Here is a 26,261-nt window from a genome sequence, read left to right on the forward strand (position 1 = left end):
AAGTTGAAAGCTGTGATCGCTCCACTTCACCGTGCAAGCATTAAGGGGTTTAGCTTTATCAGTTCGCAAAATATCATAGGCGAGACTGACCAAGACCGCACAAACTGGTATGCTTCACCATGTCACATAGTTCTTGTAAAAGTTCTAAGTCAGCCATTGAAGCTTTCCCTTCTACCACGCCACTTGCTTCAAGCCGGGAAACCCTTTCGGCAGTTCCTCTTTGGGGAAACCACCAAGACCGGACTGCCTCACCAACGCAGTGGCTCCTCTGCCTTCCTTGGCAAATATATAGAAATGTTGATTAAGATTTATAAAATTAAGATTTCCTCACAAGTTCCTCAAATTGTTTTCTTAACTTAAAACTAAAGCCAATATTGGCTCACCCTCTTACCTACGCTTAAAGCAGAAATTTAACATTAAAAAGGCTAAACACATAAACTTTGAATTAGAGCGTAGCAAGTGGTTTTTATTACCAATTGTTAAATAACAATTTTGATTGATTTAGGAGAAAAATTTATGTCTTTTAAAACCAAAATGAGGCAAACTCTACGGTCAATTTTAGAAGTTTTAGAGCGGGTGATTCACCCTATTTATAGCTCAGCCACGAGAGCTTTTAGCCCCAATGACGATAACTATCCAGAGTCAGGAGTACAACCATACGAAGGCGACCCTCCTGCTAAAAATAGACGTTATTGATTCTTAGTGAGTTGGATTAAAGAAGAATATTATGTCTTTAAAATTTACAGCCAAATATTATCTATTTGTTGCTTAGAAATAATCTCAAGGACATAATATAAATTCTTTAATTCGTTACTCACAATTTGGGAGGAGGGAGGGATGCATACCATCAAGAAAATTAACAATGATTTGTCTATTTGCGGACAAATTGATCCAGAAGAATTAAAACAACTGGCTGATGAGGGATATAAATCTGTACTTAACTTGCGATCGCCTGATGAACAAGGTTTTCAAGACAGCGAGGAGCTTGATATTCAACTGCTTGGATTGCAATATGCTCATCTGCCTACCAAAATTACAGAAATTAATCCTCAAATTGCACTCCAAATCTTTCAAAAAATTACCGAACTTCCCAAACCCACTTTGATCCATTGTGATAGTGCAGTGCGGGCGATCGCAATGGTATTAATGTATATCGCTACCAAACAAGGTATGTGTTTAGAAGAGGCATTTAAGCAAGCGGAAAACTTGGGTTTATTAGAGAATTTTGTAAATGTGAAATCGTGAAGAGGAAAGGTAGGAGGCAGAGGGCAGAAGGTAAGATATATTTTTCATGCATTTTTATCGACTACATTCTTCAATTAAGCGAAAAGCAGTAATAAAGATAACTATTTAAAGACAGATGAAACAGGGTAAAACTACTTTTCCTCCTGGCATCTGCCTTCTCCTAAAAACATTTTCTTGAACCTCTTGCCCCGTCGCCTCCTTGTTCCTCTTACTTCACGCACCTGTTGGTTCTGTATAGCCTTGAAGATTTTCAGGCTCAAACTGGCGCAGCACGCGAGTTGCTTGACGAGTTAATTCTTCCGTACCCTTTACCACAATCAAATATTTCCCAGCATTGAGACGATTGCGATAAGGTAAAGCATCTCCACTGCCTTCAGTTAGACCAACAGCACCACCAACAAAGTAGGCACCTAAAGCACCAGAGATGGCTCCTAAAAGTCCACCAATAATGTGATTACCAAAAGCACCAACTGCCGATAAGATTTCAATCCCGGTTAAAAAGTTGAAAGTATAACCTGCAAGAAATCCTAAAGGTATAAGCCAGTAAATTAGGCGTTTTGCTCCTTTACGAGCTTGTTTATTAGGATCAATTAACCCATACTCATCAGCGCTTTTATAGCCATTGCCTAAAATGTCAATTTGGTTATCTGGTAAGCCTTCTTTTTCTAGAGCAGAGTAAGCTGCTTCGGCTTGCATCCGATCTGGTAAAACTGCAACAACGTAATTCATAAACTGCCTCAACTTATTGATGAATGAAAATCTATTGCGGGTTGGAGGAGTAGCATAAGCAATCCTACAGCTACGAACGATAAGCTAACCCAAAACAAAACTAAATTCGGTCGCATTTTAATTTCCCATTTAACTTAGACTATGGCATAATTGCTGCTTCACAGCTTCCAGCATAAAAACTGTATAGCTGCGATTGAGTAAACTCAAGAACACGGTATTTATTGCAGATTAAACAATGCAATCTATCAAAACCTCTTCCTCAAGGCTCAATACTTATTTCTAGCTGTTCACTTTCGGTAGAAAAGCATCTATAAACCTTATTGTTAAGTACTTTCGTAACCCAGAAATTTAAAAAAAGATATTAATCTATTAAAGAAGTTACTACCAAAGGTAGACTTGTACAATTAATCCCTATATCTGTAGTTTAAGATAGATATATATTTTTCTCGTTTGTCTTCAGTCCAAAGATAATTTATTTATAAAATCAAAGGTAGTGTAGGGTGAATATTACCTGCATCTTCAGTTTATAGTGAGCTACCTTTATTTCAAAATTAAAATATGAATCCTATATTAGGGAATAAAAAGTATGATGGATTGGAGTTAATTAATTTGGAGGTTGATTAACTGTGTGGTTTTGGGAAGAAGACTCAATTGAATCCGAGATATTGAAGAAATACGAACGAGCATTAGTAGCTATTGGTGTAAATTTGTCCCAAGAGGAAGTTCAAAATGCATTGGAAATTTGTACGTCTGGTTTAGAAGATGCATTAAGAAGAACGATTGAGTATGTGCTGTGGCTGCATGAAAATAATAGAGATATTTTTCCTAATGCAATTTTAATTCGAGCTTTGCAAGAGCAATGGCAGCCTGTAGCGTGGCGTGATGAATACCTTGAACTGCCAATGTTGCAATCGCCAGGGCAAAGGTGGTGGAATGCGGCTGCGAAAATGTGGGGAGATGATTTACGTAATCGTCTGGTTGCTGATGTATTTTATGATAACGGTCAAGAATTTATTAAATTCAGCAACGGCAAAGAATTAGTAGTAGAGACTGCATGGCGTTGGGAATGGGAACGAGTACTGAAATATGCAACTATTTAGTAGTTTTTATGCGTAGTAAGCACTAAAGTGCTTAAAAATACAGGGCTAAAGTTCGGGTACATCCACTTTCGACAAATAGCCCCTCAGACTAGAAGTCTTGTCATTAACCACATTTTTTTCTAACTGGCGATCGCCTTAAAATGGGATTTTGTAACCCTGATTCTTGCGTTAACATTCTCAATAAATATTGATAAATGAGAATCAATTTAACCCTTCAAACCCTGACCCAATAAGCCTTTCAGAGATGTGGGTAATGACAAGGACTAGAAGTCCAGACGGCAGTTGCTTAAAGTCGGGAAACCCGCCCAACGCACTGCCTCGGCTAAATAAACATAGACGCGTAGCGGTGAAGCAGCGCGGTCTTGGGGGTTTCCCCCATGAGCGACTGCTGAACCCGGAGGGCTTCCCCTAGGGTAGCCTGCCTCCATAGGCTGAATATAATCCACGCAGGTGGATTTTGTTTTTATAGCCGCGATTTCTAATCGCCTGCTATTTCTTTTAAAAGTGGATGCTCCCTAAAGTTCTGGCTACGAACTTATTCTTTATTGAGGAAAATTAAACCACAGATGCACACCGATAAACACAGATATTTATTGGTGTGCATCAATGTTTATCTGTAGTTTCAAATTATCAACTCAATTGTGCGACAAGTTGATTTTCTAATACCGTGTCATTGGTTAATAAGTCCTCAACTGTGATACGCAAAAAGCGTTGATCGTCAACTTGAAACTGGATTTTGATCCGATCGCTTCCAGGAAATCCTGGTGGTGTGAGTTGGGCAATTGTTCTCGCACCTTCTTTATCGTTGAGGGGTTTGACAGTGGTTGCACCACTATCCAGACGACGGGTAATTAAGCGATCGCCATCAAAGTAAACTTCTGTAGCGCCTGTGTCTGCACCCAATTCTCCCATGATTAACTCAATGCTGGGCTGATTTTCTAAAGATGCGCCCAGAACTAATTCTACTGGTTGAGTCATTGGGTAAGCTTGTCCCTCTCGAATAATTGGATGCCAACTGTGGCGCTGGTTACGCCGATCCCAATAACGGACACCATAACTATGGTAGAGAAAATCTTTGATTTCCACACCTTGAGTTATTTGTAACGCACCTTGAGCGATCGCTTCAAAGGGACGTTCACAACGGATTTTTTCTGGCTCAAAATACTGTTTTACCCATGTCTGCACTGCTGGCAATTGCACTGTACCACCAACTAACAATACTGCACTAATATCTGCAAGTTCTATTCCTTGGCGTCGTGCTTGCTGTAACAGACTTGTCATCGAATCATCAAGGCGCTCAAAAAATGCGTGTTCTTTGAGAATATTCTCTAAAGTGTCGCGGTTGAGTTCGAGTTCGTAACTTTCAAAATTTTCATCATCAAAATAAACTTCGCTGGCTTGGTTCTGAGTTGAGAGTTGAATTTTGACTCGTTCTGCTAGTCGGGTTGTTAAAGGGCTAACGGCCAAATCTTGAGTTTTGGCAAAGTAATCTACTATCCAAGTATCAATATCAGTACCACCCAAATTTTGTCCGGCTTTCGCCAGAACGCGGGCGGTTTTGACTTTTTGCTTGGAGTCTTCCGCTAAGGATTTATTACCCCACTTCAGCAAAAATCCTACAGGCTTGGTGTTTGCTTGCACGCTTCTATCTAAGCGCACGAGAGATAAATCCAAAGTTCCGCCACCAAAGTCAATCACCAAGAGAATTTCTTGATCTGCTAAACCATAGCCCAAAGCTGCGGCTGTAGGTTCATCCAGCATCCGCACTTGTTCGACGGGAAGGGCTTGGCAAACTTGTCCTAACCAGTGACGGTAAGTTTCAAAGCTGTCTACAGGTACGGTTAAAACTAAAGAATCTAACCCGCCTTGTAGGGGTGCTAATTCTTCAATCACCTGAGTGAGGAACCATTTACCTACTTTTTCAAAGGTGACTATTTGCCCATCTATTTCGGGTAAGAAACCTTGAATATCCGCGCCAATACCCCGTTTGAAGCTGCGGAAAAATCGCGCTTCGCCTTTAAGATCGAGGCCGCGATCGCGCACTTGTTGCCCTACTAAAACTTTATCTTGGGTTGCGTCTTCAACATAAACCAAGCTGGGAATTAGTGGCGGATTCAGACTTTGTTGAATTGATAAACCTGGGAGATTAAGGGTTTCTGGCTGCTGGGTGACAGGGTTCCAACGAGCAATGACTGTGTTGCTAGTACCAAAATCGATTGCGATCGCCATATCTTAATTTATTATTTCGCGCCAAGACCAGGACAATTCCTGGCAAAGCTTTCCAACCTTGAGGAAATGTCCATCACAACAAACTACTCATTTGTGATTATTCTCTATTAACCACCAAGAGCGCAAATGCGCGATCGCCTCTTCTTTGCGTTTGGCTTCGACTTCTATCCAGGGTGCTTCATAATAAACACTGGGCATGGCGCTAATTAAATCACTGTGTTTTCTGTCATTGAAAGCAGTTTCACCATTGGAAATATGGACTAATTGCCAATCTGGGTTTTCCCAGGTTTCCCGCGCTGCGTAAAACATCTCAGCTACACTCGGATCGTCGTAACTGTCTAAATTTTCGTGACAAATATGGTGATGGGCATCAAATACCATTGGCACGCCAGCCTGCTGACACACTGCTAAAATTTCACTGGCGCTATAGGCGTATTCGTCGTTCTCAAAGGTTAAACGGCTTTTAATTGCTTCGGGTAGTTGCGAGATTACCTTTACCAGTTGTTCAGGACGTTGGGATTTACCGCCGTGAATATTCATCAATGACCAAGGCGATCGCGGTAAACCCAATAAATCAAATGTCCGGGCTTGTCGTTCTAAAATTTTGATACTTGATTGTAATACTTGAGGCGAATCAGAACTCAGCACCACAAATTGATCGGGATGCAGCACAATTCTGATACCTAAGGCTTGCGATCGCTGTCCGATTTTAGCTAAATCAGCGCTCATTTCTTCTAAAATATTTGCGCCAATCTCGTCTTCCATATCACTCAGAGGAAACAAAGACGAAGGCATCCGATACAGCCGAAGCTTGTTTTCCTGACAAAAAGATAATCCTCCATCCAAGCGCTGCAAGTTACTTTGATAAAGTTCTCTCAGGGCGCTTTGGCGTTGTTCAGGCGTGAGTTGTAAATAGCGCGTGCGCGTCATTGTCCGAAAACGCACTTGTTTGTCAAAGGTAATGCAAACCAGCCCTAACTCTGGTAGAAAACCTTTTAACCGCTGTAGATTAGGTAGATTTTGGAACTGGATTGCAGTCATTAACTAAAATTGCTCAAGTTTTGGCGCTTCTTTGATTTAACTAAGTTCTGTCTTGGGGAGATGAGTATCTAAAGGCAGAACTCTGAAGGTTGAGGGATGGAGACAAGACATACCAGATATCTAGATCCTGATTTTTTCTTCTTTATTAACAATTTTGAGATATACATCTATCTTTTTAGGTATTTTTTAAATTAAAAAATAAATTTTTCTGTAGTTTTTGTATTGATTCTATAAGAAGTTAATACAGATTTTAAGCTGACAAGCTTCCTAACTCAAGCTATTGCCGTTCATCCGAGATAACAGATCCAAAGGAGGAATGTCATAAAACGGAGATGTATCTTTTGACAGTTTAGTCAATAGCCCGAAATATTTATTAATATAGATATATATTCAGCGTTCAGAGTGAAAAAGCTCTGACGGGGATTTTGTATCAATGCAATGAATTACTTCACCCACGGAGTAGAAGATCATGGACGACCAGAAACCATCAGACTCTAAAGATGTTCTGGGCAATCTGAAGAATGGGATTTGGCTATTTGGCCTCTCATCTTGGTTGTTTGGCATTACAGATCGCAGTATTGCCTCTTTTGCAGATGGTTATCTATCTGCTTTGGATTTGACGCAACTATTTACAGCCACTACATTTTTGGTGGCATGGCTATTTTTGAAGCCAGTATCTAGAGCATAATTATCGGATCTACTAGTAAGTTTGTAGTAAGACTTTAACTCTGACTACAAAATCAAACTTATCTTGGTGAATTAGTAGATCAAGTTTCAAGGATTGCAAAAGATTGAGAAGGTGCATTATGTGAGAGAGAACAATTTTTTACGTCATAGGAGTTTAAGTCAAAGATTGCAGATAGTGCAAAAAAGCAGCGGGGAAGAAAGGTTATTTGATCGGAATTTCAACCTTTTTAAACTGGAGCGTAATTTCCGCCAAGCTGCACTAAGTAATTTAGATTTACAACTGTAGGGGTAATTCTGGATTTTTCAGAATTACCCCGATTTTTAATGTTAGTTGTGCTGCTTCCGCAAATAATTTAGTTAATTTCTATAAAGCTACTATATTTGCCAGAAACTTTTGTCACAATACATCGGTCTGGTTGTTCAAAGTATCCAAATACCCATCAATGAATGCTTCTGCTCAAGGTATTCCCGGATTGCCAGATCTGACCCATCCTCATGAGTTAGTGCAATTTGGCACTCAAGTACTTAAAGGTTCACTATTAATTGTATTTTTAGTTATAGCTTTAGGAATAGCGATCGCTTTAGTAAGTTTTTCGCTACGGCGAAATTCGTTAGAACAGTCAGTTTTCTTTGGCGAGTGGGCGATTCATTACTCTCAAATTTTAAAGGGACTACAGCATTTAGCTTTAATATTAGTGCTATTAGTCACAGGTTTTTTTCTATGTTCAACTTTGAGCAATCGCTACCACTACTGGGAACAAGCCAGGGTAGCGCAAGTAGCTGAAACTGTTGCTGGTGATAAGCTAGAACAAACTGCGCCTCAAGTCCGCTACGTAGCTCAAGAACCATACACCTATACAACTAGAGTTAAAGACAAGATAGTTAAAGTTAATGATACGCAACAGGTCAATCGTTTCTTAACGCTAGCTGGTTCGCAAATTCAAGTAAAACTTAAGCAAAGCGTAGATGTTAAAGGTCGCAGTTCTATTTATCTTGTAGATTACGCTGCTGAATACAAAGTTATTAACCAACTCAAAGATATTAATAGTTTTTTCTTTGAAGCACCGCCACCCAACGGTTACTCATTGCTAGCTAGATATAAAGTAGAGCGAGATCGGACTCAGTTACAGCAAACGAATCCAGGTGATTATGGTTTTCCTTTCCGTTTAGAACCAGGCGCAGAAACCACCTTTAGAGTAACTTATGAAGCGCAAGGTGGGCCGCGTTGGGTTTATAACGCAGCCGGACAGTTGCTCTCTAAATTCCGCTTAACTGCAATTGCCAACTTTAGTCCAGTTGATTTTGCTAGCGGCATTGTACCTATTAATATTAAAAATGACAGAGGCAGCACCGAATTTACTTGGATATTTGATGACAATGTTTCTGTAAAAAATCCTTTTGGTGTGTTCACTAACACTGCACCAATTCGGAATACTGGGATTATTCCCCGCTTATTATTGTTAGCACCAGCTATATTTTTGTGGTGGATATTATTACTATATTTATCGCTGCAAATGAATTTAAAAAATATAGCGATCGCAGGCGGCATTTTCTTCGCTTGTCTGTTGACTTTAACCTATTTAGGGAGATTAATCAGCCCTCAATTAGTTTGGACAATGATTTCTCTTGTCTTACTAACCTTAATGTGGGGATTGGGGTCCAATCGTCGTGCTTCCTTAGCTGCGATCGTTTGCACTATTGCCGGTGCAGTACTACCTGTATTTGGATTATTAGTACCATACAGCGGCCTTACCCTCAGCCTAGCGGGTTTACTTTCAGCCGTTTGGCTAGCAGTGCGCCACTGGTATGGCTGGCAAACTTCCCCAGCAGAGTGATAGGGCGATCGCTTAATTTAACAATTTATTCAAAATAAAATGCGATTTTAGAAGTGTATGGTGGGCAATGCCCACCATATCCGGATTTTGGTGGATCTTTCATATATTACACTCAGTGGCAAATCCCTATAATGCCATTTTAAGTAACAAAAAATTAAGCATTTTTATTCCTTATTTTTGATTTTGTCTGTATTCAGCACATTGTCCTTTACAATCAACTCAGATTGAATTTTTATATATTAAAAACACAAGATGCTTGCCAGAATTCGCCGCCTTTGGAATCAATTTTTTAGTAAAACAAGGAAAATCAACAACGAACCACTAAATACAGTGAGTTTGATTGTCATTATTTTGATTGATATTTTTATCTTAATTAATGTTTTTACGGGATTAGATGATATTAGCAGATGGCATCTCAGTCCTGCACAAGCTTATCCATGTTATTCCGAGTGGCAAAATTACCGAACAAAAACAACTAAAGATAAAGATTATGAAATTGTCAGTCTTGCATTGCCATACAACATAAATAATCGACCTAGTTTTCAGGAAACTTATCAACAAGCTCAAACAGGACATCTAGGTAAAGTTGCCCCAACTTGTTTACAGTACGCTGATTCTAAAGATAAAGTTAAAAACTCGGAAAATCAGCAAACGGTAAAAAGTATTGAGCAGAAACAAGCGAAAATCAGCACCCTTGAACAAGCCAATCGCAATATTCGCTCACAATATGATTCAACAATTTTAGAAAAAATTGCCGGACAACCTCGTGAGCAATCAATTAATCAGGTTGCTGCTGAAAAAGCCAAAGAGAATTTAGAAAAAAATAACAGCCAAATTTCTACCCTAAAAAATGAAATTTCCAATCTTAAAAGTGGATTGGTATCAAAACTAGAAAGTGTTAGTTTTCTAACCTTTATTAAAGATGAGAATAAATTCAGCGAAGTTGAAAAAAGCTACAAACAAGCATCATTTTGGTATCCAAGTATCCAACTTGGTTTTCAATCCCTCTTTCTGATGCCGCTAATTCTTATCGCCTTCTCCGTTCACAACTTTGCTCAACGCCGAAGATATGGGCTGATTTCGCTAATTAGCTGGCATTTACTAATCATTTTTTTTATACCGCTAATCTTAAAAATATTTGAATTCCTGCAAATCGGTGTAATATTCCAATTTCTCTTTGATATCATTAGCGCCATTTTTGGCGGGTTGCTATTTCTAATCAGTTATATTTATATCTTGCTAATTCCACTTGTGGGTTTTGGCATTATCAAGTTTTTTCAACAATTTGTTTTTAACGCTAAATTACAAGCAGCTAAGAGAGTTCAAAACTCCTGCTGCGTTAACTGTGCTAAGAGAATTCGGCAACAAGATAACCACTGCCCGCACTGCGGTTATTATCAATATATAGAGTGCCAAAACTGCCATGAGCTTACTTACAAACATTTACCGTATTGTAAACATTGTGGAAATTTTCAAGATGCCAGTAATTTGTAAATAGTCAAAAAAACTTCAGGTTTCTTGTTTTTTTAATAATCTATAGTTCCTATAGCAATCTGATTTGATTCTTGAAAAAATCTAAGTATGTGTAGGGTGTGTTATGGCGTAGCCTAACGCACAAATCAAAGGTTTTGGTGCGTTAGTCTTTGGTTGCGATGTTAATATAAAAAAAGGTGTATGAGTCTCTATATATTGATTTAGAGAGTAAATTAACGCCTATGAATCTACAAATTCAGCCAGAACTAGAAGTAAGAAGGATAAACTTTGAGTTTCCTGAACAGATTGAAAGGTACTGGTTTGGGAAAAGTGCCTTTAAAACTCATTTATTAAATAGTTTGACAATTCTGCTTCCTGATATTGAACAATACCTGATTCATAATATCAAAAACAGAATCAAGCAAATCGGCAATCCCCAACTAAAACAACAAGCTCAAGCATTCATTGGACAGGAAGCACAGCATTCACAGCAGCACAGCAAGTTTTGGGATAATTTACACTTTTTTGGCTATAAATTTGATTCATATCTGCGCTCTCTGCGAGCGATTCTTTTTAAGGCTTTGGAATCTCGACTGAGTATTAGCTTAAATTTATCTATCAGTGCTGGTATTGAACATCTTACAACTTTGATAGCTGAATATGCCTTAGAAAGTGATTTCATGGCAGAAGCAGAACCAAATTTAAAACAGCTTTTTGAGTGGCACGCTGTTGAGGAAATTGAGCATAAAACTGTTGTATATGATGTCTTTCAAAATAGAACTAAGAATTACTTAATTCGCATTCTTGGTTTGTTCATATCCAACATTTTGGTTTTATTTTTCCTAATTTGGGGTTTGGTAATTCTTTTATACCAAGACAAAAAGCTGGTGGATAGAAAAGTTTGGCAAGAAAGTATTGATTTCTTCTTTACCAAAGATAAATTTTTCTACAGAGTCTTATTAAACTCAATAGATTATTTTCGCAAAGGCTTTCATCCATCACAAACAGATAAACTATCTCTCTTTAAAATGCAACAAATGACTAGCCAGTGCGTTGAACGGTTTTCCAAGGCACTTCGTTCGGTCGCCAGACTTGTTCGCTGTACTGCAAAGCAGAACCCGAAGGGTAGAGTCGGGTAGGAAGTGCTGGCTTGTACTCCTGCGGAGAACCCGCAGGGTAGCAACTGGCATTATTTTGTCGCGTAGCGCAACGCACCATCAATGATTTTCGGTGCGTTAGGACTAACGTCCATAACGCACCCTACCAGATTCAAGCTAGTAGTAACGCTAACATTTACATTAAAGCGTCTGGGTCTACACCAAGTTCGCGTAACCTTTGGGCTAGTATTTGTACACGTTCTTCTGGTGTGCGTAAACGCCGTTCTTGTTCGTTATACCAGAACAGCCACTCCCGTGTAATACCTTGGTAAATTCCCTGTTCGCTACCAATTCCTAAACCAACCTCTGGTAACCACACTGGGTTTCCTGAGAGCAACTGATATTCATTATTGACCAATTTATAAACTTCCAGACGTGACTTACGGCGACGCGTCGGATGATAAACCAGGTAGTACAATACTCCCAACTTTGCGTACTCATCTTTCTTAGTTGTATATTCTCCGCGATAAGTCTGAGATACAACTTCTAGAACTAGTATTGGGACTTGTTCTTCTTCCCAAATGGCATAACTGCGGCGGAGGTTTTCATCAAAAAATCGCTCGACTCCTAGACTCAAAAATCCATCTGGTACTATTGCTGGTAAATTTGGGTCATAGTAAACACCCATATCAGCCCCAAAAAACCAGTCCATTCGGTCTGCCCATGCGATCGCTAGAATAGCTTTGAGTAACCCAGGAATTAAATCTTGTAGTTCGTTATCCACAGGAGTATCATCTGAGTCAGGCAGTTCCTCAGAGGAGGGCAAGCAGGCTAATGGATTGTAATCTAACATGATAGGGATGGCAATTTTTTAACAATCCAGTTTTCTTAAATTGTACCTGACTGGCTTTGACTATCTAGCTGCTTTGTATGTGGCACTATTAATTGAATAGAAGCTGAAACAGGTCACATAATGAACTTCAAAGAGTGACTAGAAGCTTAGTAATTTGTTATCGTACATAGGCTGTTACTTTCTGGAGAATTAGCTCTGCTCTAGAGGTTACAAAGTCTTCAAACTTGTCTTCTGTCCAGATGCTTTCATCTGGTGGAATTAAATGCTTTGTTATAAAAGCAGTTTTATCTACAACATATTTATCGTTAGAAATCCACTCTTTAAAGGACTTAGCATTCTTTTCTCCTCTATTTGTTTTAGGGTCTAAAAGTTGATAATTTTTGATGCTGTTTATTTTTTCCCAATCATATTTTTTATGTTGTAAAATTGATTTCGGCATAATATGATCAACGTCTTGAATATTGATAGTTTGTTTTCTGTCATACATCAGATAAAACATAAATGAACTTTCTAATCTATCTATATTTAGAGTGTCAAAAGTTTCTGTAAAATTTACACCATGTTCCTTATAGACATGAAAAAGTTTTGAAATTGGAAATTTGCTGTTTTTATGTAGTTTGATTTCATCCAGAAGTTTACGGATACCTGTTTTATATGGAATCCAACCAGCACCTTTGCTACGAAATACGCCATTAACTAATGAATAATAAATCCATTTTTTTATTGTTGAAAAGTCAGGATTACCTGTGTCATAGTTATCAAAGAATTCTTCAACTTGTTTATCAGTAATATTCTTGTGGAAGATATGGTATGCAATGAAAAATAAGGGAATAAATGAACGATTACTATCTTTATAGTAATTATATAAATGAGAGTGAATCAGAAATTGCCTTATACAAGACAGTGTATTTTTAATACGTTCTTTGTTATCAATTGCAAATTTTGCATCTGATGTTTCAATTTCAGTCATCTCTTTTTTATGGTTGTCTTGCAGCAGAAATATAAGTTTAATCAAATTATCTTGCGTAAGCCCGATTTCATTGTATTGAGAAAGCATTTCGTCTAAAAAGCTTTCCATCTTCCATTCAAAACCTTTAAGAACTGAAGCAACCAAGTCAAAAGCAGATAATTTTGTTCCTCCGTCATTTAATCGTCTGAAAAGTTCAACAATTCTTTGGCGATTAGCATTCTCATTAAAAGTTTTATCAATGATAACTTCAGAAATTCCTAAGCATTCAACTGCAAAAATACTCTGATGAAAAGCTATAATATTTTCTGATATGTGGTCTTTTTCATTATCGTTTGTAATACCGTCTGAAGCAATTATGCTTCTTACCACCGATTTAAACTTACCTGCTAATTTTAATTTTTTAAATAAATCATTTACAGAATACCATTTATAGGCTTTTATTGTTTTATTAGAATCATCTTTTGCTTGTTTAGGTAATTTACTAAACTCGCTTTCAAATTTGAATTCAAACTCTGAATTATAGTTACTAAATAAATCAAAATATAGAATTTTTCCCTTGATAGTTCCTGTTAAGCCTATATAGAATGACTGAAGTCTTTGCTGTCCGTCAATAACAAAACTTTGTGAGTGTGCAATTTTGTCTATCTCTATTGAATTAATGGATTCTCCGTCCTTAGTGAAGGGTCTAAAAGAAAAAAGAGGCTTACTATCTTTATCCTCTTTAATTACCATTATGCCGCCAAAAGAATCTCCTTTGAGTAAAGTATCAAATAAAAGCTCCATTTTATCCTCGTCCCATACCAATCTCCTTTGAATAACTGGAAGAACAAATCTTTTCTCATCTATATCGGTAATGATGTCTGAAATGCGGTAAGCTTCCCAATTAGCCATATTATTTTTTCCTTTAAGACACACCTAACTATTAATTTTCCCACTGTTGATCTATGCAACTTAGTGGTAAGTTGTATCAAGGATAACTTACCTTTTTTAATCTGAGTAGTCTAAAGTCTTAATAATTGGGCATTTCTTTTCAGCGATCATCAGTAGATACCACTGAATACTCACCTATTGACACATAACATTAGGGAAGTGACTATCCGTTGCACACTTAGTATAAATGGGTTTCCTTGGCTTGTTTATAAAAAAATTAGGGTAACCCTGGACTTTCCAGGATTACCCCAAATTTAGATTTTAGATTTCAGTCAAAACTGCTTATGCAAAAGCGGCAGTTTTCACATCATTATTTGCCAGAATTTCTTGCAATTCATCGGCATCTACTGTTTCTTTATCAACCAGCATTTGCGCGATTTGATCGAGGATGTGACGGTTGTTTACTAACACTTCTTTAGCGCGAGTGTAAGCTACTTCTACTAGTTGGTGAACTTCTTCATCAATTGCCGCAGCAGTTTCTTCGGAGAAATCGCGCTCTGACATGATATCCCGACCAAGGAACATATTGCCTTGCTGGCGACCGAGAGCGACAGGGCCGAGTTTGTCGCTCATACCAAAGCGTGTAACCATCTGACGGGCAACACGTGCTACCTGTTGCAGGTCGTTAGAAGCACCAGTGGTAACTTCTTCTTCACCAAAGATTATTTCTTCGGCCAACCGACCGCCTAAAGCTACTGCCATCTGATTTTCCAGATAAGCGCGGCTGTACAAGCCAGTATCCATCCGGTCTTCGCTAGGGGTAAACCAAGTTAAACCACCAGCACGACCGCGAGGAATGATGCTAATCTTTTGAACTGGGTCATAATCGGGCATCAAAGCACCAACTAAAGCGTGACCAGCTTCGTGATAAGCAACCAAGGTTTTGCGCTTTTCGCTCATTACCCGGTCTTTCTTCTCTGGGCCAGCTAATACGCGATCGATCGCGTCGTTGATTTCATCCATCGAAATTTCGGTTAAATTCCGCCGTGCTGCCAAAATTGCGGCTTCATTCAACAGGTTGGATAAATCTGCACCAGTGAAACCAGGTGTACGACGAGCGATTTTATCTAAGTCCACATCTTTCGCCAAGGTCTTACCACGGGCGTGAACTTTGAGAATTTCGCTACGTCCGGCATAGTCGGGACGGTCTACGACAACTTGACGGTCAAAGCGACCGGGACGCAACAAGGCTGCATCTAATACATCAGGACGGTTGGTAGCAGCAATAATGATGATACCAGTATTACCTTCAAAGCCGTCCATTTCAGTGAGCAGCTGATTGAGGGTTTGTTCCCGTTCATCGTTACCACCGCCTAAACCTGCACCCCGTTGACGACCGACAGCGTCAATTTCATCAATGAAGACGATACAAGGAGCATTAGACTTGGCTTGCTCGAACAAGTCACGGACGCGGGAAGCACCCACACCAACGAACATTTCGACAAACTCAGAACCAGAGATGGAGAAGAATGGTACGCCAGCTTCACCAGCCACAGCACGAGCTAGGAGAGTTTTACCTGTACCAGGAGGGCCAACGAGCAATACACCTTTAGGAATTTTTGCGCCAACTGCGGTAAAGCGATCGGCGTTTTTAAGAAAGTCTACAACTTCATTTAGTTCCAGCTTGGCTTGGTCAATACCCGCAACATCACCAAATGTCACCTGGGTTTGTGGTTCCATTTGCACTCTGGCTCTCGATTTACCAAAGTTCATCGCTTGGCTACCTGGGCCACTTTGAGCACGGCGTAGCAAGAAGAATAAGCCAACTAGAAGCAATACAGGGAAAAATAAGCTGCTGAGTGCCTTAAACCAAAAACCTTCGTCGGTTTGAGGCAATACAGAAATATCAACGCCTTTTGCAGTAAGAGTATTAATTAAGTCAGGGTCATTGACTAGTGTCACTACCTTTTTATTACCGTCTCTGGATGTAACCAAAGCTGTAGAACGGTCTGCACTTAAACTGACTTTATCTATTCTGCCTTTTTCAACTTCTTGAATAAACTGGCTGTAACGTAATGGCTCTCTGCTTTGAGGTTGCTTGTCAAAGAATGCTGTTCCTAAGGCAATGACAACTATAAAAAGCAGCGCGTACAGCCCCGCATTTCTCCATCTTTTATTCACTGAGGTGAATCCTCCTAATATTTTTCGTGCGATCGCGTAACTTCTCTGAGAAGAGAGGGCAATTTTAAGAATTATGTTAACTTATCTTAACGTATATCAAAATGGTGACGTTGTCATGCTAAAAAACTCCGGATTATTTTAAAACTAGGATGGTGAGGATTATATTCTAACGAGCCTGCGGGCTGCTTAACGGTATGGATAGGGACGATTTCCACCACACTGTTGCTATAGGCGATCGCTTCAAATCTTTTAACTAAATTCATTGTCCAAGGTTCCTGCTTCACTTGTTGTTGCTGGTATTGCAGCCATTTGACAAGCTGCGATCGCATAATTCCTGGCAAAATCCCCACAGCTAAAGGCGGTGTCCACCAACAGCCATCACACCATCCCCAAAGGTTACCTGTACTGGTTTCTAGCCAATTTCCCGCGCTATCTACTAAAATCGCTTCTTGGGCATTTAATTTTTGGCTAGTAGTCTTGGCTAACCAAGCACTCAGGTAGTTACCTGTTTTATGAGAAGGAAGACTGCGATTGTATTCCGCACTAGTAACAGCGCACACAACACCATTTGCTTGTTTTTCGGTCAAATCCTCTGGTAACAACCTACCCGTTATCCACTCCCGCCCATCGCAAAACAGGGTAATTCTGAGAACCGGGAAGTGAGTCAGGATAATTTCTGCACCTTGACGTAGACGGTTCCAATCTGGTTGCTGCCATGCAAAAGTTTTGAGTGATAGTAGCAAGCGATCGCAGTGTAAAAGCCAGTTAGTCAACCTACTATCAAGCGAGTTCTCATAAACCCGCATGGTAGTAAAAATTGTCGCCCCGTAAAGCAACCCCGGATCGTTAATATCTAACTCTAGGGATTGGGACTGAATTAATTTACCGTTGTACCAATAAATAACACTAACCTCAAAAGGGGGATGGGGAAGCAGAGGGAGATGAGGGAGCAGAGGAGAAATAAATCTTGCCTTTTGACTCTTGACTCTTGACCCTTGACCAATTACTAATCTTTTCCCGGCATGATAATTTTGTTACCTTCAGGAGTAGAAACTACCTTAGCTCCTAATGCCTCGATTTCTCTAATTGCTCTTTTACGACTTTTTTCATCAATTACGTTATTCAATACCATTGCCCATGTAGAAATTCTAGCAATTTTACTATCAGGATTACGATTGAGGAATTCAGTAGTTTTCTGAGAAATATAAGCTATAAGCTTACTGTCTTCGTCTGAAGATTTGCTAGCCCAATCAGCAGTTTTGATAAAAGATTGCTTGGCAGCTTGAGAATCCCCTAAGAATAATAATTCATCTATGCCTTTGTAACGCCATGCATAATAAGATTTTTCTGGAACTTTAGGAGATAAGAATTGTAAACTTTGTTCCATCAAGTCTACAGAGCGTTCAGGTAGGCCAGCATAAAGAGAAGTACTGGTGGATAGACCCAGATAAGCTGCTAAAAATCGTGGATCGCGTCCGAGAATAACTTCAAAATATTCAGGGCTAAAACTGTAACCTGTTTTGCGGCGTGCTTCGTCATCGCCAAAGTATTGCAAAAAATTTATATATACCCAATCGGCAATCAAGTTATCGTATCCAAAACTGGGCATTTGTTTGAGAAGATTGAGCCGAACTTTTTCTGCTTTAATTTCTCCTTCTAGAGTTTCTAAAGAAGAAGTTTCTCGATTACTTAACAGCTTTTGCAGTTGAGGATATTGCATTAAGCCAACACCTAACATACACAAACAAACTGTCAAATATGCACCAATAGTTTGTCGGTATAAAGCGAACATTTTACTTGACTGACCTTTTTGCTTTAGAGTTGTTTATATGTATATATAATTACAGCACACTCTAAATCAGCAGCCAAGGCTTATGCCAACCCAGAGAATGGGTAAACAAAGATTGTAAGTGCCATTTTTTACTTTTTCAAAATTTGCCAACATTGTTGAGCGATCGCCCAATCTTCCTGAGTATGGATTACCAATACCCGCACGGCTGATTCTGGGGTGGCAATGTCAACATCGACAGGGTTTGTTTGATTCTGCTGTGGGTCGATTTTCAGCCCTAAGAACCCAAAAGCTTCCGAGACCGCTTGGCGAATTCCAGGAGATTTTTCACCAACACCTGCGGTAAATACTAAAGCATCTAATCCGCCCAAACTGGCAAGCATAGAACCAATACTAGAACGCAAGCGATGTACGTAGATATCCCAAGCAAGTTGGGCGCGGTAGTTACCTTGGGCGATCGCCGCAATTACTTCCCGTAAATCGCTAGATATCCCAGAAATACCACGTAACCCAGAAGCCTTATTGAGAACATAATCAAGACTTTCGGCGGAATAATTAGATTGTCGTAGCAGGTAAATTAGAATTCCCGGATCGATGGAACCAGAACGACTACCCATCATCAGCCCATCTAAGGGTGTGAAGCCCATAGTAGTATCAATGCTGCGACCGTTTTTAATAGCTGCCAAAGAGCAACCGTTGCCTAAATGACAAGTAATTAATCGCAAGGACGCTAAATCTTTTCCGAGGATGTCGGCTGTACGTTGAGCGCAGTATTGGTGACTGATGCCATGAAACCCATAGCGACGGATACCTTGTTCCACCCACTCATAAGGGCCGGGGTAGATAGCTGCGGCATCGGGGATAGTGGCATGAAATCCGGTATCAAAAACTGCTACTTGTTTTACTGATCCTAAGCTTTTCTCTATCGCTTCTATCCCTTCTACAGCCGCCGGATTATGTGCTGGTGCTAAAGTCGCAAGTTGAGCGATCGCTTTTTTCACATCCTCAGTAATTACAGTACTATTACGGTAATCTTGTCCACCATGTACTACACGATGACCTACCACATCAATTTCTGATAGCTGACCAATCACCTTAGTGGCACCGCGAGTCAGAGTATAAAGCATATAGGTGACGTGTGCTTGTCGAGAATCCGCATAGATTGATTCTTGCAGCTCTTCACCTGTAGCTGTTTTCACCTGAATTTCTGCCACACCTCGGTCTTGCGTCCAGTTGACTTTGCCTTCCCACAGAGGTTGAGGTGCTAGCTTGGGCAAAGCATCATCAGTTATCTCATACAAACAACTTTTTTGACTACTAGATCCGGCATTCAGTACAAGGATTTTCATAATTCTTCAGAACTTAGTGCTGATCGATAGGCTCTAACTTGGATGTCAATACCAGTGATTGCAGTGCCAACTACAACAGCATCAGCCCCTAAACCTAAGGCTTTACAAGCCATTTGGGGTGAAGCAATACCACCTTCACAAATCACGGGAATGTTTAACTGTTCTACCATCTGGCTCAGGAGTTCCCAACCTGGAGGCTGAAGATGCTTGGTTGAGGCAGTGTAACCAAAAAGAGTCGTTCCCACAATATCTGCTCCAGCATCCGCTGCTGCTTTTGCCGCCTCAATTGTATCGACATCTGCCATCACTGGCTTATTTAATTCCTGATGAATTCGGGCAATCATCTGTGCTACTTTTTCATCACCAGGGCGGCTTCTGATCGTCGCATCTATGGCTACAATGTCTGCGCCAGCTTGCGCCACAGCCACAGCATGATGAAACTGTGGCGTAATGTATACATCAAAGCCAGCTATTACTTGCTTCCATAACCCAATAATTGGCACTTTCACACTGGCACGCACAGCGCTAATGTGGTTTGGGGTATCTATGCGTACACCTACAGCACCATTATTTACAGCAGCTTGTGCCATTGCTGCAATCACTAGCGGTTGATGCAAGGGTGAATCAACAGGGGCTTGACAGGATACAATTAGTCCTTTTTTTAAGTTTGTCATTTGTCATTTGTCATTTGTCATTTGTTATTTAAGCAATAACTCTTGACTATTGACTCATCCCCTCACCACCGTTATCGGCTGGGCTGGTATCCAGACAGTAAAAATTGAGCCAATGCCTACAGTAGACTCTACTTCAATTCGACCGCGATGAAGTTCCACAAGTTGTTTAGTTAACGCTAAACCAAGTCCTGTACCTTCGTAGCGGCGACGATAGGGTGTATCTAGTTGCTGAAATTTCTCAAACAATAATGGCAATTGTTCTTCAGGAATGCCAATACCAGTATCTTCTACTTGAAAGATAGCAGTGTCGTCTTCTACCCAAAGTCGCAAGGTGACATTGCCACCTTGAGGCGTAAATTTAATGGCATTAGCTAATAAATTTGAAATAATTTGTTCTACTCTTGTAGCATCGGCAGTAAAGCGATCGCGTCTTGGGTCAATTTGCAAATCAACTGTGAGATGCAGCTGTTCGTTTGTAGCTTTGTCTTCTAGTGCTTTCACAGTATTTTCCGCCACATTCCTTAAGGAAAATTCCGTAATATTTAAAACTGTTTTGCCAGCCTCAATTTGAGATAAATCAAGGATGTCATTAATCATTTCTAATAAATGTTCGCCACTGTCGTGGATTGTTTGTAGATAATCGCGTTGTCGTTGACTCAACTCACCCAAAGGCCAGCGTAACAGTGTAGAAGACATGCCAATGACATAAGTTAAAGGAGTCAGCAATTCATGGCTGATGGTGGCGAGAAATTCATTTCTGAGGCGGCTAGCGGCTTCGGCGGCAAGAAGGGCATCACGCAATGCCATTGTGCGTTCCACAACTCGTTGTTCGAGAGTGTGTTTTTCTTGAGTTAACGATCGCATTAATTCTGATTGGTGAATTGCGATCGCTAATTGTTCGGCAATCGAAGTCAGCAAGTTCCTTTCACTTTCACTCCATTCTCGCGGACTATTGCATTGATGAGCAATTAATAGTCCCCAAAGTTTTTCCTCAAACATAATTGGAGCAGCTAATTTTGCTCGTACCTTGACTTCCCTTAAAAAAGTTAACAAACACTCTTCTAGAGCATAAGTTTTTTCGACATCATCCACAGCCAAGGTAAAGCCTTGACGATACTTCTCCCAACATTGGGAAGTGTGCAGAAAGCACATTTCTTCCCTATAATTCAACACTGACGGAATTGTATCTGTTGCCCGGACTTCATAAACAATACAACCCCCATGCTGTTGATAGTCTTGTAGTGGGGGTTGGGGGTTGAGTGGCGTTTGTGGTGAGTATTGCCCGTTGAGTGACTGGGGAGGATCTCCTCGTTGAGCACCCAGCCTTGTACGAAGGTTCGTGCCATTTAAGGCAGCAGTGTCAAACGGATGTTGTAAACTTGTACCTCTAGAATCCTCAAATTTATAAATTACTAATCTGTCTAATTCTAGAAACTCACGCACTTGTGTAACTGCCGTCGCCATAATTACTGATAAATCTAGGCTGCGGCGGATTTGGTTTGCCACCTGATTCAACAGTCGCTCTTGAGAAATCTGTTTTTTCAGAGCATCTTCCACAGGCTGACAGATGTAAGTCATGGAATAGTCTGGAGCCGTTGCTACATCAACCTCCTGATTCATTTGCGGTAGAAGATATTCTAATAACAAGAGGCTAAATTCACCTTGAAGCGTACCATCATTAGTAGCGGGAATTTGACTATAACGTTCAAGATTTTGGTAAGTATAAGAATCAGACTCAAATAAATCTCGCAATTTTACGAGGAAGGATGCGATCGCTTCTGAATTAAATGTCAAGCTAGTAGTTAGTTCTGCTGAGTTCTGATTACTGTAGACGCCTCTGCGGTGCCATGTAGAAGAAAGTTGCTGAGGTTGGTTAAGAGCGTTAAGCAAACTATTAGTTGGGCTTACACCCGTTGTAGAAACTGAGTTTGTGGTGCCAAACAGCAGTTGCTCCTGGACGCAATGCCCCACCAAAAGCGCACTAAACTCTTCAGAAACTAGTAATGTAAAACGTTGTTCCTGCCACTCAGCAGATACGCATATCCTTGCCAGCACAGCTTCTGTTACCACCAAAGCCTCACTTTCCACTGCTTGAGCCATCTGCTGTAACAATTCCCCAAGCTGATTAAATGTATCTGAGGGTAAGGTTCGGGAGAAGCTCAAATCAGAAGAACTAAGCATGTTCAAGAATTTAGTGAGGGGCTGGCTGCTAGGCTAAAAGGTTGTTTCTTGTATTGTAATCAACAGTTTAAGACGGTAATACAGAATTATGCATCGTGTAAGTGCCACATCCGGAGGTTGGAATCAGTCAGAAGACCTGATTTTTATAGAACAAACTCCAGCTCCCTTTGTATTTATTACGGCTGCTGATACCGACATTCAAACTCTGGCAGCTGCGGTTCCCAAACTACCTGCGACATTCCCTGATTTAAGAGTCGCAAACTTATTGCAGTTACAGCAACAAATTAGTATTGACACTTACGGAGAGCAAGTTTTAGAACTTTCCCAGATTATAATTTTGCGCCTATTAGGAGGACGTTCTTACTGGGCTTATGGCTTAGAAGTAGTGCAAGAAATTGTTCAACGTAATAATATAACCCTCATTGTAATGCCAGGGGACGATGCTTTTGATCCCCATTTAATTTCTCAGTCTAACTTGCCTTTAGATATTGTTAACCAAGTCTGGCAATACTTTAACCAAGGTGGTGTAGATAATTTTGTTAACGCACTCAAGTTTATTGCTGATACTTGTCTATCAACTTCTTTCAATCCTCCACCACCGCAGTTAGTTCCGCGTATGGGCTTGTATGAATGGGGACTGGGGAATTGGGATAAAAGGAAAGGGGGACAAGGGACTGTGGGGAGTGTGGGAGAGGGTGGGGAGAAATGGGCCAAGGGGGAAATAATCAATGCCCAATGCCCCATGCCCCTTGGGCTGAGCGAAGTCGAAGCCAAAGTCGGCATTCTCTTCTACCGCGCTCATTATCTGGCAGGAAATACCAAGGTAATTGATGCTTTATGCCAAGCCTTGGTAGAGAAAAATTTACAACCAGTGCCAGTGTTTGTTTCTTCATTGCGCGAACCGGATATCCAAGTTGAATTGAGCGAGTTTTTCCAGCCAAAAGACTCGGAACAAATTGCGCTGCTGCTCAATACCACCAGTTTTTCTCTGGCGAGGTTGGAAACAGAAACACCTCAAATTGAATTGTGGGAACAATTGGATGTGCCAGTGTTGCAAGTAATCCTCAGTGGTGGTTCCGTTGAACAGTGGGAGTTACAAATGCCAGGGCTTTCTCCCCGCGATATCGCTATGAATGTGGCACTACCAGAGGTGGATGGGCGAATTATTAGTCGCGCTGTCTCTTTTAAGACAGTACAAGCTCGCAATCAAAATTTAGAAACAGATGTGGTAGTTTATGAGCCAGTGAGCGATCGCATTGAGTTCGTCACCCAACTAGCAGCCAATTGGGTGCGCCTGCGTTCCAAGCCACCACAAGAACGGCGCATTGCCTTAATTGTGGCAAATTACCCTAACCGTGATGGCCGCCTAGCTAATGGTGTGGGACTGGATACCCCAGCTAGTTGTGTCGAAATTCTCCAGGCTTTGCAGTTGGCTGGCTATCAGGTGGAAAATTTGCCTGCTGATGGCGATGAGTTAATACAACGTCTCACTGCTGGGGTGACAAACGATCCAGAAGGTAGAGATTGGCGTGCAGTACAGCAAAGTCTCTCTTTGTCAGAGTATCAAGATTATTTCGCTACTTTACCAGAGCCAGTACAACAAGGTATTTCTCAGCGCTGGGGACAAGGAGAAAATAACAATGCCCCATGCCCCATGCCCATCCCTGGTATTCAACTCGGTAACGTCTTTGTGGGAATTCAGCCAGCACGGGGTTATGATCTTGACCCCAGTTTGAATTATCATGCACCAGATTTGGAACCAACCCAAGCCTATTTAGCTTTTTATTACTGGGTAAGGGAATGTTTTGCTGCGGATGCTGTGGTTCATGTAGGAAAACATGGAAATCTCGAATGGCTTCCGGGTAAAAGTTTAGCTTTATCGAGTAATTGTTATCCAGAAGTAGCTTTGGGGCCAATGCCTCACTTATACCCATTTATTGTCAATGATCCTGGTGAAGGTTCACAAGCTAAACGCCGCACTCAAGCCGTAATTATTGACCATTTGACACCTCCAATGACACGTGCAGAACTCTATGGTTCACTGCAACAATTGGAGAATTTAATTGATGAATATTATGAAGCTGAAAGTTTAGATCCAGTGCGATTGCCAATGATTCGCGATCGCATCCGCGAACTAATTCTTCAAGAAAATTTACATCAGGATTTAGGCATTAGCAATGACCAAGAGATTTTGAATTTAGAACTTTTAATTTTGAATTCAATCAACGGTTATCTTTGCGAATTAAAAGAAGCTCAAATTCGTGATGGATTGCACATTTTTGGGCAATGTCCTCAAGGACGGCAATTGCGCGATTTAATAGTAGCGATCGCCCGCATACCCAATCGCCATTCCATAGGCATTACTCGCGCTTTAGCTCAAGATTGGGGTTTAGATTTCGACCCCCTGACAGCAGATTTGTCAATAGTCAGTGGTCAATGGTCAGTAGTCAATGGTAAAAATTGTCATACTCTGGGTGATATCGTTGAACTCCTAGAAGAACACGCTGCCTTCCTCGTCGAACAACTCATAACTCAACCCTCAGAAATCACAACTCACCACTCGGCACTCACCGCTGTTCTCAACTGGATATCCGCAAAACTCCTCCCAGCTTTGCAACAAACCCAGCAAGAAATTACTAACTTATTACGCGGACTCGATGGCAGATATATCCAGAGTGCCGCATCTGGCGCACCCACACGTGGTCGTCCAGAAGTTTTACCCACTGGTAAAAACTTTTACTCTGTCGATATTCGCGCCTTGCCTACAGAGACAGCCTGGGATATCGGTAGAAAAGCAGCTGAAACCTTGATTGAGCGTTATACACAAGATAATGGTGAGTATCCCAAAACACTAGCATTATCAGTTTGGGGCACTGCCACCATGCGAACTGGAGGTGATGATATCGCGGAGGCGTTAGCGTTGTTGGGTGTGCAACCTGTATGGGATGGTGCAGCAAGGCGTGTAGTAGATTTTGAAATTTTGCCACTGTCAGTTTTAGGAAGACCTCGTGTCGATGTCACTTTACGAATTTCTGGATTCTTTAGAGATGCTTTTCCCAACTTGATTGATTTATTTGACTCAGCCGTACAAGCAGTAGCGGCGTTAGACGAACCGCCAGAGCAAAACCCGCTAGCAGCGCAAGTTCTCCAAGATACTGATTTTTGGACTGCACAAGGTTTAACTTCAGAAGAAGCAATTGTGCGATCGCGCTACCGCATATTTGGTTCTAAACCAGGTGCTTACGGTGCTGGACTCCAAGGCTTAATTGAATCGCAAAATTGGACAGATGACCAGGATTTAGCTCGTGCCTACATCAACTGGAGTTCTTACGCCTACACTAACGCTAGTTCCCCTCAAGAACAAGGGGGCTTAGTGGGCATTTCTGCACCCGAAGCCTTGAAGAAACGTTTGATGCAGACACAAGTTGTCTTGCACAACCAAGATAACCGCGAACACGACTTGCTTGATTCGGATGATTATTACCAATTTCAGGGTGGTTTAACAGCCGCAGTGCGATCGCTTCAAGGAAAGAACCCCCAAACTTATTTTGGTGATAATTCTATTACTGCTCAACCACGAGTCCGCCTACTCAAAGAAGAAATTGCCCGAGTATATCGTTCTCGTGTAGTCAATCCTAAATGGATTGCAGGAATGATGCGCCACGGTTATAAAGGAGCATTTGAAATGGCAGCAACAATGGATTTTCTTTTTGCCTATGATGCTACAGCTCAATGTGTGGAAGACTATATGTATCACGGGATATTACAAGCTTATTTACTCGATCCGATTGTGTCAGAATTTATTTACAAAAAAAATCCTTGGGCATTGCGTGATATTGCTGAGAGACTATTAGAATCATACCAGCGCGATTTATGGCAGGATGTAAATACACAAACATTAGAAATGTTACGAAATCTCGTACATCAAGCTGAAGCAGCGATAGAAGAACAATAAGTG

Annotated in this window: 20 protein-coding genes and 1 pseudogene; 8 read left to right on the plus strand and 13 right to left on the minus strand. The window is 40.7% G+C overall.

Going from position 1 to position 26,261, the window contains the following annotated elements; genetic code table 11:
• Positions 1-73 precede the first annotated feature (73 nt).
• Positions 74-172, minus strand: a pseudogene (locus tag BV372_RS38220) (NADH-ubiquinone oxidoreductase-F iron-sulfur binding region domain-containing protein); the annotation flags it as partial.
• Positions 173-516: 344 nt separating this feature from the next.
• Here BV372_RS38220 and BV372_RS18225 point away from each other — a divergent pair.
• Both BV372_RS18225 and BV372_RS18230 read left to right on the plus strand, forming a co-directional pair.
• On the plus strand, positions 517-696 hold the full coding sequence (locus BV372_RS18225; RefSeq protein WP_086687904.1) for a hypothetical protein: 180 nt from the start codon (positions 517-519) through the stop codon (positions 694-696).
• Positions 697-837: 141 nt separating this feature from the next.
• Entirely contained in the window at positions 838-1,245 is a 408-nt protein-coding gene (locus BV372_RS18230) for a beta-lactamase hydrolase domain-containing protein (RefSeq protein WP_086687905.1), read from the plus strand.
• 213 nt (positions 1,246-1,458) lie between these two features.
• Here the strand turns inward: BV372_RS18230 and BV372_RS18235 are convergent, their stop codons facing one another.
• The gene (locus BV372_RS18235) at positions 1,459-1,974 is read right to left on the minus strand and encodes a UbiA family prenyltransferase (protein ID WP_086687906.1); all 516 of its coding nucleotides are present in this window, start codon (positions 1,972-1,974) and stop codon (positions 1,459-1,461) included.
• 626 nt (positions 1,975-2,600) lie between these two features.
• Between BV372_RS18235 and BV372_RS18240 the strand changes: the two genes are divergently transcribed.
• Complete coding sequence (locus BV372_RS18240) at positions 2,601-3,074, plus strand: hypothetical protein (RefSeq protein WP_086687907.1); 474 nt, start codon at positions 2,601-2,603, stop codon at positions 3,072-3,074.
• 263 nt (positions 3,075-3,337) lie between these two features.
• Here BV372_RS18240 and BV372_RS36435 read toward each other — a convergent pair whose 3' ends face one another.
• The 3 genes from BV372_RS36435 to uvsE all read right to left on the minus strand — a co-directional run bounded on the left by BV372_RS36435 (position 3,338) and on the right by uvsE (position 6,344).
• Positions 3,338-3,502 (minus strand): hypothetical protein, encoded by a 165-nt coding sequence (locus BV372_RS36435; protein WP_179198140.1) that lies wholly within the window; start codon positions 3,500-3,502, stop codon positions 3,338-3,340.
• Between the two features lie 202 nt (positions 3,503-3,704).
• Positions 3,705-5,303, minus strand: a complete 1,599-nt coding sequence (locus BV372_RS18245) for an Hsp70 family protein (protein ID WP_086687908.1) — start codon at positions 5,301-5,303, stop codon at positions 3,705-3,707.
• A gap of 87 nt (positions 5,304-5,390) precedes the next feature.
• The gene (gene uvsE, locus BV372_RS18250) at positions 5,391-6,344 is read right to left on the minus strand and encodes a UV DNA damage repair endonuclease UvsE (RefSeq protein WP_086687909.1); all 954 of its coding nucleotides are present in this window, start codon (positions 6,342-6,344) and stop codon (positions 5,391-5,393) included.
• Positions 6,345-6,813: 469 nt separating this feature from the next.
• Between uvsE and BV372_RS18255 the strand changes: the two genes are divergently transcribed.
• The 4 genes from BV372_RS18255 to BV372_RS18270 all read left to right on the plus strand — a co-directional run bounded on the left by BV372_RS18255 (position 6,814) and on the right by BV372_RS18270 (position 11,478).
• On the plus strand, positions 6,814-7,032 hold the full coding sequence (locus tag BV372_RS18255; protein ID WP_086687910.1) for a hypothetical protein: 219 nt from the start codon (positions 6,814-6,816) through the stop codon (positions 7,030-7,032).
• 442 nt (positions 7,033-7,474) lie between these two features.
• A complete protein-coding gene (locus BV372_RS18260; protein WP_086687911.1) occupies positions 7,475-8,866 on the plus strand; it encodes a hypothetical protein in 1,392 nt (463 codons plus the stop codon).
• A 252-nt stretch (positions 8,867-9,118) separates the two neighbouring features.
• Entirely contained in the window at positions 9,119-10,360 is a 1,242-nt protein-coding gene (locus tag BV372_RS18265) for a hypothetical protein (RefSeq protein WP_086687912.1), read from the plus strand.
• A gap of 221 nt (positions 10,361-10,581) precedes the next feature.
• On the plus strand, positions 10,582-11,478 hold the full coding sequence (locus tag BV372_RS18270; protein WP_086687913.1) for a metal-dependent hydrolase: 897 nt from the start codon (positions 10,582-10,584) through the stop codon (positions 11,476-11,478).
• Positions 11,479-11,632: 154 nt separating this feature from the next.
• Here the strand turns inward: BV372_RS18270 and BV372_RS18275 are convergent, their stop codons facing one another.
• The 8 genes from BV372_RS18275 to BV372_RS18310 form a co-directional block, all read right to left on the minus strand.
• Positions 11,633-12,289 carry a Uma2 family endonuclease gene (locus BV372_RS18275; protein WP_086687914.1) on the minus strand — a complete coding sequence of 219 codons (657 nt, stop codon included), beginning with the start codon at positions 12,287-12,289 and terminating at the stop codon, positions 11,633-11,635.
• A gap of 157 nt (positions 12,290-12,446) precedes the next feature.
• Complete coding sequence (locus tag BV372_RS18280; protein WP_086687915.1) at positions 12,447-14,150, minus strand: DUF262 domain-containing protein; 1,704 nt, start codon at positions 14,148-14,150, stop codon at positions 12,447-12,449.
• Positions 14,151-14,471: 321 nt separating this feature from the next.
• Positions 14,472-16,310: an ATP-dependent zinc metalloprotease FtsH3 gene (gene ftsH3, locus BV372_RS18285; protein WP_086687916.1), complete on the minus strand. Its 1,839-nt coding sequence runs from the start codon at positions 16,308-16,310 to the stop codon at positions 14,472-14,474.
• Positions 16,311-16,423: 113 nt separating this feature from the next.
• A complete protein-coding gene (locus BV372_RS18290; protein ID WP_086687917.1) occupies positions 16,424-17,212 on the minus strand; it encodes an aminotransferase class IV in 789 nt (262 codons plus the stop codon).
• A gap of 104 nt (positions 17,213-17,316) precedes the next feature.
• Entirely contained in the window at positions 17,317-18,102 is a 786-nt protein-coding gene (locus BV372_RS18295) for a hypothetical protein (RefSeq protein WP_086687918.1), read from the minus strand.
• 128 nt (positions 18,103-18,230) lie between these two features.
• On the minus strand, positions 18,231-19,448 hold the full coding sequence (locus tag BV372_RS18300) for an acetate kinase (RefSeq protein ID WP_086687919.1): 1,218 nt from the start codon (positions 19,446-19,448) through the stop codon (positions 18,231-18,233).
• Positions 19,445-20,122, minus strand: a complete 678-nt coding sequence (locus tag BV372_RS18305; RefSeq protein WP_086687920.1) for an N-acetylmannosamine-6-phosphate 2-epimerase — start codon at positions 20,120-20,122, stop codon at positions 19,445-19,447. The genes BV372_RS18300 and BV372_RS18305 overlap by 4 nt, the downstream gene beginning before the upstream one ends.
• Before the next feature lie 54 nt (positions 20,123-20,176).
• Positions 20,177-22,303 carry a GAF domain-containing sensor histidine kinase gene (locus tag BV372_RS18310; RefSeq protein WP_086687921.1) on the minus strand — a complete coding sequence of 709 codons (2,127 nt, stop codon included), beginning with the start codon at positions 22,301-22,303 and terminating at the stop codon, positions 20,177-20,179.
• A gap of 88 nt (positions 22,304-22,391) precedes the next feature.
• On the opposite strand from BV372_RS18310, the gene cobN reads away from it, so the two are divergent.
• On the plus strand, positions 22,392-26,258 hold the full coding sequence (gene cobN / locus BV372_RS18315; protein ID WP_086687922.1) for a cobaltochelatase subunit CobN: 3,867 nt from the start codon (positions 22,392-22,394) through the stop codon (positions 26,256-26,258).
• Positions 26,259-26,261 lie beyond the last annotated feature (3 nt).

Source organism: Nostoc sp. T09 (assembly GCF_002154695.1).
Lineage (GTDB): Bacteria > Cyanobacteriota > Cyanobacteriia > Cyanobacteriales > Nostocaceae > Aulosira.

Excerpts from the sequence above, each read along its gene's own strand:
- BV372_RS18255 (WP_086687910.1), top strand. The coding sequence starts at position 6,814 with ATGGACGACCAGAAACCATCAGACTCTAAAGATGTTCTGGGCAATCTG.
- BV372_RS18265 (WP_086687912.1), top strand. The coding sequence starts at position 9,119 with ATGCTTGCCAGAATTCGCCGCCTTTGGAATCAATTTTTTAGTAAAACA.
- BV372_RS18310 (WP_086687921.1), bottom strand. The coding sequence starts at position 22,303 with ATGCTTAGTTCTTCTGATTTGAGCTTCTCCCGAACCTTACCCTCAGAT.
- BV372_RS18270 (WP_086687913.1), top strand. The coding sequence starts at position 10,582 with ATGAATCTACAAATTCAGCCAGAACTAGAAGTAAGAAGGATAAACTTT.
- BV372_RS18260 (WP_086687911.1), top strand. The coding sequence starts at position 7,475 with ATGAATGCTTCTGCTCAAGGTATTCCCGGATTGCCAGATCTGACCCAT.
- BV372_RS18295 (WP_086687918.1), bottom strand. The coding sequence starts at position 18,102 with ATGTTCGCTTTATACCGACAAACTATTGGTGCATATTTGACAGTTTGT.
- BV372_RS18300 (WP_086687919.1), bottom strand. The coding sequence starts at position 19,448 with ATGAAAATCCTTGTACTGAATGCCGGATCTAGTAGTCAAAAAAGTTGT.
- BV372_RS18275 (WP_086687914.1), bottom strand. The coding sequence starts at position 12,289 with ATGTTAGATTACAATCCATTAGCCTGCTTGCCCTCCTCTGAGGAACTG.
- BV372_RS18245 (WP_086687908.1), bottom strand. The coding sequence starts at position 5,303 with ATGGCGATCGCAATCGATTTTGGTACTAGCAACACAGTCATTGCTCGT.
- BV372_RS36435 (WP_179198140.1), bottom strand. The coding sequence starts at position 3,502 with ATGGAGGCAGGCTACCCTAGGGGAAGCCCTCCGGGTTCAGCAGTCGCT.
- uvsE (WP_086687909.1), bottom strand. The coding sequence starts at position 6,344 with ATGACTGCAATCCAGTTCCAAAATCTACCTAATCTACAGCGGTTAAAA.
- cobN (WP_086687922.1), top strand. The coding sequence starts at position 22,392 with ATGCATCGTGTAAGTGCCACATCCGGAGGTTGGAATCAGTCAGAAGAC.
- BV372_RS18235 (WP_086687906.1), bottom strand. The coding sequence starts at position 1,974 with ATGAATTACGTTGTTGCAGTTTTACCAGATCGGATGCAAGCCGAAGCA.
- BV372_RS18225 (WP_086687904.1), top strand. The coding sequence starts at position 517 with ATGTCTTTTAAAACCAAAATGAGGCAAACTCTACGGTCAATTTTAGAA.
- BV372_RS18230 (WP_086687905.1), top strand. The coding sequence starts at position 838 with ATGCATACCATCAAGAAAATTAACAATGATTTGTCTATTTGCGGACAA.
- BV372_RS18305 (WP_086687920.1), bottom strand. The coding sequence starts at position 20,122 with ATGACAAACTTAAAAAAAGGACTAATTGTATCCTGTCAAGCCCCTGTT.
- BV372_RS18280 (WP_086687915.1), bottom strand. The coding sequence starts at position 14,150 with ATGGCTAATTGGGAAGCTTACCGCATTTCAGACATCATTACCGATATA.